This window comes from Streptomyces sp. NPDC090994 (assembly GCF_044768905.1).
Taxonomy (GTDB): Bacteria; Actinomycetota; Actinomycetes; order Streptomycetales; family Streptomycetaceae; genus Streptomyces.
Genome location: NZ_JBIVWS010000010.1, coordinates 39,785 through 51,914 on the forward strand (window position 1 = coordinate 39,785; position 12,130 = coordinate 51,914).

Here is a 12,130-nt window from a genome sequence, read left to right on the forward strand (position 1 = left end):
CAGCCGCAGGCGAAGACGATCGATGGAGCTTTGAGGATCATGAGCGAGACGAACCCCGCCACCGCCGCCGAGGCGGTGGCGCCGCACCGCTACACGGCCGCCCTGGCGGCCGAGATCGAGGCACGCTGGCAGGACTTCTGGGACGCCGAGGACACCTACGCGGCGCCGAACCCGACCGGTGACCTGGCGGGCGACCCGGAGACGGTCGCCCGGCCCAAGAAGTTCATCATGGACATGTTCCCGTACCCGTCCGGTGCGGGCCTGCACGTCGGCCACCCCCTGGGGTACATCGCCACCGACGTCTTCGCCCGCTTCCAGCGGATGACCGGCCACAACGTCCTGCACACCCTGGGCTTCGACGCCTTCGGCCTGCCCGCCGAGCAGTACGCCGTGCAGACCGGCACGCACCCGCGCGTGTCCACCGAAGCCAACATGGAGAACATGAAGGCCCAGCTGCGCCGGCTGGGCCTGGGCCACGACAAGCGCCGGTCGTTCGCCACGATCGACCCGGAGTACTACAAGTGGACCCAGTGGATCTTCCTGCAGATCTTCAACTCCTGGTACGACGAGGAGGCGAGGAAGGCCCGGCCGATCGCCGAGCTGGTCGCCGCCTTCGAGTCCGGCGCGCGTGAGGTCCCCGGGGGACGGGCCTGGAGCGAGCTGACCGCCGCCGAGCGCGCCGACGTCCTGGGCGAGTACCGGCTGGCCTACGCCTCCGACGCGCCGGTCAACTGGTGCCCCGGGCTGGGCACCGTGCTGGCCAACGAGGAGGTCACCGCCGACGGCCGCTCCGAGCGCGGCAACTTCCCCGTCTTCAAGGCCAAGCTGCGCCAGTGGAACATGCGGATCACCGCCTACGCGGACCGGCTGCTGGAGGACCTGGACGAGTTGGACTGGCCCGAGGCCATCAAGCTGCAGCAGCGCAACTGGATCGGCCGCTCCGAGGGCGCCCGCGTCGACTTCCCCATCGACGGCGAGCACATCACCGTCTTCACCACCCGCCAGGACACCCTGTTCGGCGCCACCTACATGGTGCTGGCCCCCGAACACCCCCTGGTGGAGAAGTTCACGCCCGCCGCCTGGCCCGAGGGCACGCGCCAGGTGTGGACCGGCGGTCACGCCACCCCCGCCGAGGCCGTCGCCGCCTACCGCGCGCAGGCCGCCGCCAAGTCCGACGTCGAGCGCCAGGCCGAGGCCAAGGACAAGACCGGTGTCTTCACCGGCGCGTACGCCACCAACCCGGTCAACGGCGAGAAGGTCCCCGTCTTCATCGCCGACTACGTCCTGATGGGCTACGGCACCGGCGCCATCATGGCCGTACCGGCGCACGACAGCCGCGACTTCGCCTTCGCGCGCGCCTTCGAGCTGCCGATGCGGTGTGTCGTCGAGCCGTCCGACGGCCGCTCCACCGACCCCGCGACCTGGGACGACGCCTTCGCCTCGTACGACGCGAAGATCGTCAACTCGTCCGGTGCGGACATCTCGCTGGACGGCCTGGGCGTGGTGGAGGCCAAGGCCCGCATCACCGAGTGGCTGACCGAGCGCGGCATCGGCGAGGGCACCGTCAACTTCCGCCTGCGCGACTGGCTGTTCAGCCGCCAGCGCTACTGGGGCGAGCCCTTCCCGATCGTCTACGACGAGGACGGCATCGCCCACCCGCTGCCCGAGTCGATGCTGCCGCTGGAGCTGCCCGAGGTCGAGGACTACTCGCCGCGCACCTTCGACCCGGACGACGCCGACACCCAGCCCGAGACGCCGCTGTCCCGCAACGAGGACTGGGTCAATGTCACCCTGGACCTGGGCGACGGACGCGGACCGCGGAAGTACCGGCGCGAGACCAACACCATGCCCAACTGGGCCGGCTCCTGCTGGTACGAGCTGCGCTACCTGGACCCGCACAACTCCGAGAAGCTGGTCGACCCCGAGATCGAGCAGTACTGGATGGGCCCGCGCGAGGGCCAGCCGCACGGCGGCGTCGACCTGTACGTCGGCGGCGCCGAGCACGCCGTGCTGCACCTGCTGTACGCGCGCTTCTGGTCCAAGGTGCTGTTCGACCTGGGGCACATCTCCTCGGCCGAGCCGTTCCACAAGCTGTTCAACCAGGGCATGATCCAGGCGTACGTCTACCGGGACGCGCGCGGGATCGCCGTACCGGCCGCCGAGGTGGAGGAGCGCGACGGCGCGTACTTCTACCAGGGCGAGAAGGTCTCGCGACTGCTGGGCAAGATGGGCAAGTCGCTGAAGAACGCGGTCACTCCGGACGAGATCTGCGCGGAGTACGGCGCGGACACGCTGCGCCTGTACGAGATGGCCATGGGCCCGCTGGACGTCTCCCGGCCGTGGGACACCCGCGCGGTGGTCGGCCAGTTCCGGCTGCTGCAGCGGCTGTGGCGCAACGTCGTCGACGAGACGACCGGTGAGGTGACGGTGGTGGACACCGACCCCGCCGACGCCGACGCCGGGATCGACGTGGAGACGCTGCGGGCGCTGCACAAGGCGATCGACGGGGTGCGCGGCGACCTGGAGGGCATGCGGTTCAACACCGCCATCGCCAAGGTCACCGAGCTGAACAACCACCTGACCAAGGTGGGCGGCCCCCTCGCGCGGCCGGTCGCCGAGGCGCTGGTGCTGCTGGTCGCGCCGCTGGCCCCGCACGTCGCCGAGGAACTGTGGCGCAGGCTGGGCCACACCGACTCCGTCGTCCACCAGGACTTCCCGGTCGCCGACCCGGCCTACGTGGTGGACGAGACCGTCACCTGCGTGGTCCAGATCAAGGGCAAGGTCAAGGCGCGGCTGGAGGTCGCCCCGGACATCTCCGAGGCGGACCTGGAGAAGGTGGCGCTGGCCGACGAGAAGGTCGTGGCCGCGCTGGCCGGTGCTGGGATCCGCAAGGTCATCGTGCGGGCGCCGAAGCTGGTCAACATCGTGCCGGCGTGAGTTCGGCATGGGTTCGGTGTGAGTTCGGCACGGGTTCGGCACGGGTTCGGTGTGAGCGCGGCATGAGTCCGGCGTGAGCGCGGCATGAGCTCGGTATGGGTTCGGCATGAGCTTGGTGTGACCGGCTGAGGGGCTCAGGGCGGTCCCCTACGGGCAGGTTCGGGGTTTTTCTGGAACTCCGGGCCTGCCCGTTGCGTTTACGGTGGAAGAGAGTGGCGCGGTGGGCGCCGCGAGTGCCCGCGGGGCGGGCCGGAGGAGGAGCACCGTGGAAGCAGTGATCGCAGTCGTCGCCCTGCTCTTCGTGCTCATGATCGCCCTTGGCGCCTATGCCACGGTGAAGGCCGTCGGCGCCGCCAAGCGGGGCGTGGACCGCGGCATCACCCAGGCCCGCCGCACGGTGGAGGAGCACACGCTGCGCGCCAAGTCCCTGGTCCAGCCGGGCTCGGCCGGTGAGGTCGCGCGGCTGCGGCTGTCGCTGCGCACGTCCATGCGGGCCACGCAGGACGCGCTGGAGGCGGGTGCGGCCGAGGACGAGTCCCTCAAGGAGTCCCTGGGCCTGTTCGCCCGGCTCAGTGCGCACGGACACGAACTCGACGCCGAGCTGCGGCGACTGGAGACCGAGCCGGACCGCGCCACCCTCGCGGAGCGCCTGCCCGGGCTGCGCGAGCGCACCGAGCGCATCACCCAGGCGGCCGACTCCCTGCGCTGGGCTGCCCGCGACAGGGCCCGCCGCTTCGCGGACGATGACCTGGACTCGCTGAGCGCGCAGATCGACGTGGAGGCGGGCGCCCTGCGGCACTGGACCAGGACGGAGCCCGCCTCCCCGCCGCCCCCGTGGCCCGAGGCCCCGGCCGCCGCCGACACGCGCGCCGCCGACGTGAGCGCCGGGCCGGGGCGGCCGGCTCCCGCCGGGGAACCGGCGCGACCGGCGATCGACCCGGCCGGGACGCGCCCGACGTACCCCTGGCAGAAGAAGGCCCGGCCGGAGAGCACGACCTGACGGCACGACCTGACGGCACGACGTGACGGCACGACGTGACGGACGACGTACAGGCCGGCCCGGCAGCCTGGCCGGGCGGCGCGGCTTGTTCTGTGCCGGTGCCGGTGCCGGTGCCGGTGCCGGTGCCGGTGCCGGTGACCGGGGCCGGACTGCCGTATGGGCGCTACGGCAGGTAACCTCCAGCTCATGTCCCGCCATGTCGCGATCGTCACCGATTCAACGGCCTACCTGCCGCCCCGGACGATGGAGCGCCACGGCATCACCGCGGTGCCCCTGACCGTGGTCCTGGGCGACCGGGCGCTGGAGGAGGGCACCGAGATCTCGACCCGCTCGCTGGCCCAGGCGTTGCAGAAGCGACGACCGGTCACGACCTCCCGACCCAGCCCGGAGACGTTCGCCGAGACCTACCGGAAGGCCGCCGGCTCAGGCGCCACCGGCATCGTCTCCCTGCACCTCTCCGCCGAGCTGTCGGGCACCTACGACGCGGCGGTGGTCGCGGCACGCGAGGCGCCCGTCCCGGTACGGGTCGTGGACACCGGCATGATCGCGATGGCGCTGGGTTTCTGCGCGGTCGCCGCGGCCGAGGCGGCCCAGAACGGCGGCACGGTGGACGAGGCCGTCACGGCGGCGGAGAAGCGAGCGGCGGGCACGTCCGCCTACTTCTACGTCGACACCCTCGACTATCTGCGCCGCGGCGGCCGGATCGGGGCCGCGCAGGCCCTGTTCGGGTCCGCGCTGGCGGTGAAACCGCTGCTGCGGCTCGACGGCGGCCGGATCGAGCCGCTGGAGAAGGTGCGCACGGCATCCAAGGCCATCGCCCGCCTGGAGGAGATCGCCGCCGACCGGGCGGGCGGCGCCGAGGTCGACATCGCCGTCCATCATCTCGCCGCCCACGACCGGGCAGCGGCCCTGGCGGACCGGCTGCGGACCAGGGTGCCGCGCCTGGCCGACCTGCACGTCAGTGAGGTGGGCGCGGTGATCGGGGCGCACACGGGACCCGGATTGCTGGGGGTCGTCGTCTCGTCCCGGTGAAGCCCGTCACCCGTGCGGGTGGCGGAGATATCCACAAGCGGGCGTCGGTCCCCAGAAACCGACCATGATCATCGCGAGTGTGCCGGGTCGTCCGATCCTCGGCGCATGGCACTTCGATCACGTTCTCGCGCAACGGCACCCACCAGCGGCCCGGGCCGCCGCCCCGCCTCCGACGGCCGGTTCCGCCACCGACGCCTGCCGCAGGCGCACGGCCGGGTACGGCATCCGGGCCGGGCACGGCACCACGGACGCCGGGGTTCGGCTTCTGCTTCTGCTTCTGCTTCGGCGGAGGTACTTCGTGGGCGGGCGGAGGCGCTGTTCGGCGAACGGCCGGGACGGGCCGGCTTCGAAGAAGGAGGCGCTCAGCGGCGGGAGCCGGGGAAGGCACTGCCCGGGCGGCGGGCCGGGGGACCGGACGCCGACGCCCCGCGGGCGGAGACCTGTGCGGACACCGGGGAGGCCGGGGCCGCCCGTGACGTCGGGTCCCGTTGGGGGCGGGCCCGGCTGGCGCTGCGGGAGCGGATGCCGCTGTGGCTCCAGACCAGGTGCGGGCTGGAACGGCGCGGTGTGCTGGCGCTGACCGTGGTGCTCGTCGCCGCGGCGGGTCTGGCGGTGCAGCACTTCTGGACCGGCCGGACCCAGTCCGTGTCCGCACCCGACCTGGTACGGGCGGCGGGGACGCCGTACGGCGGGCGGAGCGAGGCCGTGGGCGAGGACGGGGGCGAGGCCGTGGGCGAGGGCGGGGGCGAGGCTGAGGGCACGGGCACGCAGGGCGGGACGGGCCCGGTGACGGCCGGCGCTCCGGGGGCCACTCCGGGCGCCGAGATCGTGGTGGACGTCAGCGGCAAGGTCCGCGAACCCGGCGTCCACCGGCTGCCGCCGGGTTCGCGGGTGGCGGACGCCCTGCGCGCGGCCGGTGGCGTACGCCCCGGCACCGACACCGGCGGGCTCAACCGCGCGAGGTTCCTGGTGGACGGCGAACAGGTCATCGTCGGCCCGCCCCCGGAGGGCACCGGCGCGGGAGCCGGCCCCGTCGGCGTGCCCGTTGGCGGTACCGCCGGGGCTCCCGGGGCGGGGCCCGCCGCCCCCGTCTCCCTCAACACGGCCACCGTCGACCAACTCGACACCCTGCCGGGCGTCGGCCCCGTGCTCGCCGGGCACATCGTCGAGTACCGCACCCGGCACGGCGGTTTCCGCTCCGTCGACGAACTGCGCGAGGTCAACGGCATCGGTGAGCGTCGCTTCGCCGACCTGCGCGACCTCGTACGGCCATGACGCGACGCACCGATCCGGCCCGCGCGCCGGACGACCGGCACGGCGCACACCCGTCGGCCGGGCCTGGTCCGGCGCCCGCCGCGGCGACCCGGGCGGCCGTCCACGCCGCCTCCGGGAAGCGGCTCGGCGCCGCCCGTCCCCGGCAGGAGGGGCCGGTGGACCTGCGCCTGGTGCCGCCCGCCCTCGGCGCCTGGGCCGCGGCGGCCCTGTACCTGGACAGGTCCGCCGGGTGGACCGTCTGCGCGGTGGTCGGCTGCGCCGTCACCGCCGGGCTCCTGCTGGCGTGCCGGGGTGGACGCTGGACGCGAACTCAGGGGGAACACCGGGGAGCACGCCCGAGACGAAGCCAGGGTGAACGCTGGGGCCGGCACCGGCCCGCCGTCGCCGCCCTGCTGCTCTGTGTCGCCGCGTCCGCCGCCTCGGCCGGACTGCACGGCGCCGACCTGCGCCGGGGCCCGGTACCGGAACTGGCCCGGCGGTACGCCACCGTGACCGCCGAGGTGGAACTGACCTCCGGCCCGCGTCTCACCCGCCCCCGCGTCCAGGGCAACCACGAGGCACCGCCCGCCGTGCTGGTCGACGCCGACGTACGCCGCGTCGAGCAGACGGACGGTACGGCGGTGACGACCCGGACACCGGTACGGATGATCGTCGACCTGGACGCGGGGACGCCGGAACGGAACCCGGGACGTCCGGTCGCGGGGGCGCCGGAACGGAACTCGGGGGGCCCGGTCGCGGGGGCGCCGGAACGTGGCCCCCGCGACGGCGCGGCCCCGGGCACGGCCGCCGACCGGGCCCGTGCCTCGCCCTGGCTCGGGCTGCTGCCGACCACGCGGGTGCGGATCACCGCCCGCTCGGCGCCCCCGGCGGTGGGCGGGGACCGTATCGCCGCCCTGTGGCGGGTACGGGGCGGGGCTGCGCCGGACGTGGTGGCCGGACCGTCGGGGGCACAGCGGGTCGCGGGACGCCTGCGGGCCGGTCTGCGGGCGGCCACCGACGACCTCCCGGCGGACGCCCGGGCGTTGCTGCCGGGGCTGGTCGTCGGCGACACCTCGCGGATCACCCCGGACCTGGAGGAGGCCTTCAAGGAGACCGACCTCGCGCACACACTCGCCGTCAGCGGAGCCAACTTCACGATCCTGCTCGCCCTGCTGCTGGGCCCGCCCGGCCTGGCCCAGCGAAGCGAGCGCCGGGGACTGGCACCCCGCCTCGGCGTGCCGCTGAGGGCGACGGCACTGCTCGGGGCGGCGCTGGCCCTCGGGTTCGCCGTCGTGTGCGGCCCCGATCCGAGCGTGCTGCGGGCCGCGGCCTGCGGAGGCGTCGCGCTGCTCGCCCTGGCCACCGGCCGCCGCAGATCCCTCGTCCCGGCGCTGGCGACGGCGGTCCTGCTGCTGGTGCTCTACGACCCGTGGCTCGCCCGGAGTTACGGCTTCCTGCTCTCGGTGCTGGCCACCGGTGCCCTGCTCACGCTGGCGCCGCGCTGGAGCACCGCCCTGCGCGGCCGAGGGGTGCCGCCCCGGCTGGCCGAGGCGCTGGCCGCCGCTGCCGCCGCCCAGGCGGTGTGCGCGCCCGTCGTCACCGTGCTGTCGGCCCGGGTGAGTCTGGTGGGAGTGCCGTGCAATCTGCTGGCCGAGTTCGCCGTCGCGCCCGCCACGGTCCTGGGCTTCGGCGCGCTGGCCACCGCCCCGGTGGCGATGCCCGTGGCCGAGGTACTGGCGTGGTGCGCGAGCTGGCCGGCCGGTTGGCTCGCGCGGGTGGCCCGGACCGGGGCGGCGCTGCCCGGCGCGGGGGTGGACTGGCCCGCGACCTGGACCGGAGCGGCAGCGCTCGCGCTGGTGACGGTCGGTGTACTGCTCGCGGGGCGGCGGCTGACACGGCATCCCTGGTGGTGCGGTGTCTGTGTGCTGGCGCTGGTGGTCGCGGTGCTGCGGCCGGCTCCGCTGACCCGGGTGATCACGGGCTGGCCGCCTCCGGACTGGCGGCTGGTGATGTGCGACGTCGGACAGGGGGACGCGCTGGTGCTCGCGGCGGGCGAGGGCACGGGCGTGGTGGTGGACGCCGGACCCGATCCGGTCCTCGTCGACCGCTGTCTGCGCTCGCTCGGGATCACCCGGGTCCCGCTCGTCGTGCTGACCCACTTCCACGCCGACCACGTGGCCGGGCTGCCCGGCGTGCTCCGGGGGCGTTCGGTGGGCGCCATCGAGACGACCGGCTTCGAGGAACCGGCGGACCAGGTGGACTTCGTCCGCGGACAGGCGGCGGCACGGAAGGTCCCGTTGCGGCACGCGGTCGCCGGGGAGCGCCGGCGGACGGGGGCGCTGTCCTGGCAGGTGGTGTGGCCTCCGCCGCCCGGATCGCGTCAGCGGCTCGGCGTGGAGGGCCCGAACGACGCCAGCGTCAGCCTGCTGGTCAGGACGGCCGGTCTCAGGCTGCTCCTGCTCGGGGACCTGGAACCGCCGGCCCAGCGGGCACTGGCCGGATCGCCGGTGGCCTCCGCGCTGGAAGGGGTGGACGTGCTCAAGGTGGCCCACCACGGCTCGGCCCACCAGGACCCGGGGCTGCTGCGCAGGGCGGCCCCACGGGTGGCGTTGATCTCCTGCGGGGCGCACAACATGTACGGCCACCCCGCCCCCGGCACGCTCGCGGCGCTGCGTGCCCAGGGCGCCGCTGTCCTGCGGACCGACCGGGACGGCGCGCTGGCGGTCGCGGGTACGGAGGGGGAGGGGCTGCGGGTGACAGGAAGGTGAGAGCTGGGCGGGCAACAGGTGCCGGCTGTGCGGCAGTTGTGCAAACCGACACCGGAGCCGCCAATTCGGGCCACAGCGGGGCCACTCGTACGCAGTGCCGTCACATGCGCCGCTTTGCAGTGATGTGCTTCCGTGTTGCCTGGAAAGCCTCAACGGTGATCGAATGCGTCTTCGGTAGGGATGATCCAGCGTCGTGCAGAGGGTGTCGTAGATGATCGGCCGCTTGTTGGGAAGCCGCGCGAAGCGGGTACGACGGACGGGGCCCCTGGCGGCGGTACGGGTTCCGCCGAACGCGGGAGTGCTGAGCTGCAGGGTGCTGGACCCGGTGAACGAACCGGTGGCGCACGCCGAGTTGACGGTGAGCGACGGCATGGGGCGCAAGGTCGTCCGCGGTGGGACGGACCCCTACGGGTCGTTCGTCACGGCGGTGCCGGCGGGGGAGTACCGGCTCGCGGTCTCCGCCGAGGGGTTCACCCCGTACCGGGCGTCCGCGACCGTGGCCGAGGACTCGCTCTCCTCGCTCGGCGATGTGACCTTGCAGGTCGCGGCGGTGCCGGAGCTGCCGAAGGCGGGGGACTGGGAGATCGAGCCGGCGCACTCCTCGATCGGTTTCACCGCGCGGCACATCGGACTGGCCCGGATCCACGGACGGTTCAACTCCTTCGCCGGGGCGGTGCGGATCGCCGACGAGATGGACCGGTCGGCGATGCACGTGGTGATCGACGCGGCGTCCATCGACACCAACGTACGGATGCGCGACGACCATCTGCGGTCGGCGGACTTCCTGGACGTGGAGAGGTATCCGACGCTGGAGTTCTACAGCGACCGGTTCGCGCACCGGGGCGGCAACCGGTGGGCGGTCACCGGCGGACTGTCGCTGCACGGCGTGACGCGGACGGTGACGCTGGACGCCGAGTACCTCGGGCTCGGCAACGGCATGGAGGGCGAGGTGCGGGCGGCCTGCCGGGCCACCACGGAACTGCACCGCGACGACTTCACGGTCAGCTGGCAGACGATGCTGGCGCGCGGCATCGCCGTGGTCGGGCCGAGCATCACCATCGACCTCGACATACAGATCGTCCCCAAGGGCCGACCGGCCTGACCCGTCGGCCGGTGACGGACAATGTCCTGCGTGAGTGACGTGAGACATGTGCTGGTGCTGCCCGACCGCGACGCGGCGGAGGAGGTGGCCGAGGCACTGGGGGAGCGGTTCGGCGTCACCGAGGAGCCGCAGCTCCTCCGGGACGCGCTGGCCGGGGAGGACGACGCCGAGGACGCCCAGTGGCTCGTCGTCCTGCGGGACGAGGAGCGGCGGCTGGACGCCGGGGAGCTGGACGAGTTCGCCGCGGAGTGGGACGGCTGGCGGGAGGAGCCCTAGCCTCACCGGTCCGGCCCCGACCTGGCTCCGGCCCGGCCGCGGCTCGGAGTCCGCTGTCAGTGCCGCGTGCGATGCTTGTCGCGATGGCCAGGAAGACTGCGAATGACGACCCTCTCGCCCCGGTGACCCTTGCCGTGGGCCAGGAGGACCTCCTGCTCGACCGTGCCGTGCGGGAGGTGGTGGTCGCCGCGCGGGCCGCCGACGCCGACACGGACGTACGTGACCTCACCCCGGACCAGTTGCAGCCCGGCACGCTCGCCGAGCTGACCAGCCCCTCGCTCTTCGCCGAGCGCAAAGTCGTGGTCGTACGCAACGCGCAGGACCTGTCCGCCGACACGGTCAAGGACGTCAAGGCCTACCTCGGCGCACCCGCCGAGGAGATCACCCTGGTCCTGCTGCACGCAGGCGGCGCCAAGGGCAAGGGGCTGCTGGACGCGGCGCGCAAGGCGGGGGCGCGGGAGGTGGCGTGCCCGAAGATGACCAAACCGGCGGACCGGCTGGCCTTCGTGCGCGGCGAGTTCCGTACCACCGGGCGGTCGGCCACGCCCGAGGCGTGCCAGGCGCTGGTGGACGCCATCGGAAGCGACCTGCGGGAGCTGGCGTCGGCGGTGTCCCAGCTGGTCGCGGACGTCGAGGGGACCATCGACGAGGCGGTCGTCGGGCGGTACTACACCGGGCGGGCCGAGGCATCCAGCTTCACGGTCGCCGACCGGGCGGTCGAGGGCCGGACCGCGGAGGCGCTGGAGGCGCTGCGGTGGTCGCTGGCGACGGGGGTAGCGCCGGTGCTGATCACGAGCGCGCTGGCGCAGGGAGTGCGGGCGATCGGCAAGCTGTCCTCCGCGCGCGGGGGGCGTCCCGCCGATCTCGCCCGGGAGCTGGGCATGCCGCCGTGGAAGATCGACCGGGTGCGGCAGCAGATGCGCGGCTGGACGCCGGACGGCGTGGCCGTCGCGTTGCGGGCGGTGGCCGAGGCGGACGCGGGGGTCAAGGGCGGGGGAGACGATCCCGGGTACGCGCTGGAGAAGGCGGTCGTCACGATCGCGCGGGCGGCGCGGTCGCGGGGGCGGTAGGCACGAGCCTGGGTGGGTTCCGGGCGCGAGTGCTCCGTGGTGCCGGCCCCGTGGGCGCCCCTCCGCCCCCTGCCCTCCCCGCCCCTGCGGGCTGCGCACCCAGACCCCCATCGGCCTGAACGGCCGCGTCCTCGAACACCGGACGGGCTGAATGAAGACCCGACCCGCCGGACAGGTCCGCAGCACCACTGGTCGGCCCTGGACACACCAAAGCCCCGCCCAAAAAGGCGGGGCCTCGGGTCACGCTTCAGGTGAGCCCACACCCGCGTGGCGAACGCAGGCCGCGTGCGGGCTCGGGGTGCCGGTCGGGAGCGGATGAGAGAGGGCCCGCTCTGGGTCCTTCCGGCGGTCAGACAGACCAGATGAGGGTTCAGCCCTTGATGGCGGCGACCTTCTGCGCCAGCGCCGACTTCTTGTTGGCGGCCTGGTTCTTGTGGATGACGCCCTTGGAGACGGCCTTGTCGAGCTGACGCGCGGCGGCGCGCTGGTACTCGGTGGCCTTCTCGACGTCACCCGCGGCAGCGGCCTCGCGGGCCTTGCGGATCGCGGTCTTCAGGGAGGACTTGACGGCCTTGTTGCGCAGCCGCGCCTTCTCGTTGGTCTTGATCCGCTTGATCTGGGACTTGATGTTCGCCACGAATGAGCCTCTACAGGTTCAGGCACGGGGCCCACTGGTCCCGTACCGGTGATT

9 protein-coding genes are annotated in these 12,130 nt (G+C 73.7%); 8 read left to right on the forward strand and 1 reads right to left on the reverse strand.

Going from position 1 to position 12,130, the window contains the following annotated elements:
* Positions 1 to 39 precede the first annotated feature (39 nt).
* The 8 genes from leuS to holA all read left to right on the forward strand — a co-directional run bounded on the left by leuS (position 40) and on the right by holA (position 11,439).
* Entirely contained in the window at positions 40 to 2,937 is a 2,898-nt protein-coding gene (gene leuS / locus ACIQR3_RS21405) for a leucine--tRNA ligase (protein WP_403541137.1), read from the forward strand.
* Between the two features lie 265 nt (positions 2,938 to 3,202).
* Complete coding sequence (locus tag ACIQR3_RS21410; RefSeq protein ID WP_403541139.1) at positions 3,203 to 3,937, forward strand: hypothetical protein; 735 nt, start codon at positions 3,203 to 3,205, stop codon at positions 3,935 to 3,937.
* A gap of 186 nt (positions 3,938 to 4,123) precedes the next feature.
* Positions 4,124 to 4,969, forward strand: coding sequence for a DegV family protein (locus tag ACIQR3_RS21415; RefSeq protein WP_403541142.1), 846 nt, complete (start codon positions 4,124 to 4,126; stop codon positions 4,967 to 4,969).
* A gap of 105 nt (positions 4,970 to 5,074) precedes the next feature.
* Positions 5,075 to 6,244: a helix-hairpin-helix domain-containing protein gene (locus tag ACIQR3_RS21420; protein ID WP_403541145.1), complete on the forward strand. Its 1,170-nt coding sequence runs from the start codon at positions 5,075 to 5,077 to the stop codon at positions 6,242 to 6,244.
* Positions 6,241 to 8,991 (forward strand): ComEC/Rec2 family competence protein, encoded by a 2,751-nt coding sequence (locus ACIQR3_RS21425; protein ID WP_403541147.1) that lies wholly within the window; start codon positions 6,241 to 6,243, stop codon positions 8,989 to 8,991. Before ACIQR3_RS21420 ends, ACIQR3_RS21425 begins: the two co-directional genes overlap by 4 nt.
* Positions 8,992 to 9,202: 211 nt before the next feature.
* Positions 9,203 to 10,093, forward strand: coding sequence for a YceI family protein (locus ACIQR3_RS21430; RefSeq protein WP_403541150.1), 891 nt, complete (start codon positions 9,203 to 9,205; stop codon positions 10,091 to 10,093).
* 30 nt (positions 10,094 to 10,123) lie between these two features.
* On the forward strand, positions 10,124 to 10,369 hold the full coding sequence (locus tag ACIQR3_RS21435) for a hypothetical protein (protein ID WP_403541152.1): 246 nt from the start codon (positions 10,124 to 10,126) through the stop codon (positions 10,367 to 10,369).
* Between the two features lie 83 nt (positions 10,370 to 10,452).
* A complete protein-coding gene (holA, locus tag ACIQR3_RS21440; protein ID WP_403541155.1) occupies positions 10,453 to 11,439 on the forward strand; it encodes a DNA polymerase III subunit delta in 987 nt (328 codons plus the stop codon).
* 370 nt (positions 11,440 to 11,809) lie between these two features.
* On the opposite strand, the gene rpsT is transcribed toward holA, so the two are convergent.
* Positions 11,810 to 12,076: a 30S ribosomal protein S20 gene (rpsT, locus tag ACIQR3_RS21445; RefSeq protein ID WP_365824265.1), complete on the reverse strand. Its 267-nt coding sequence runs from the start codon at positions 12,074 to 12,076 to the stop codon at positions 11,810 to 11,812.
* Positions 12,077 to 12,130 lie beyond the last annotated feature (54 nt).

Bases quoted from the DNA above. Each gene is read 5' to 3' on its own strand.
- ACIQR3_RS21425 (WP_403541147.1), top strand. From the start codon at position 6,241: ATGACGCGACGCACCGATCCGGCCCGCGCGCCGGACGACCGGCACGGC.
- leuS (WP_403541137.1), top strand. From the start codon at position 40: ATGAGCGAGACGAACCCCGCCACCGCCGCCGAGGCGGTGGCGCCGCAC.
- holA (WP_403541155.1), top strand. From the start codon at position 10,453: ATGGCCAGGAAGACTGCGAATGACGACCCTCTCGCCCCGGTGACCCTT.
- ACIQR3_RS21430 (WP_403541150.1), top strand. From the start codon at position 9,203: ATGATCGGCCGCTTGTTGGGAAGCCGCGCGAAGCGGGTACGACGGACG.
- ACIQR3_RS21420 (WP_403541145.1), top strand. From the start codon at position 5,075: ATGGCACTTCGATCACGTTCTCGCGCAACGGCACCCACCAGCGGCCCG.
- ACIQR3_RS21415 (WP_403541142.1), top strand. From the start codon at position 4,124: ATGTCCCGCCATGTCGCGATCGTCACCGATTCAACGGCCTACCTGCCG.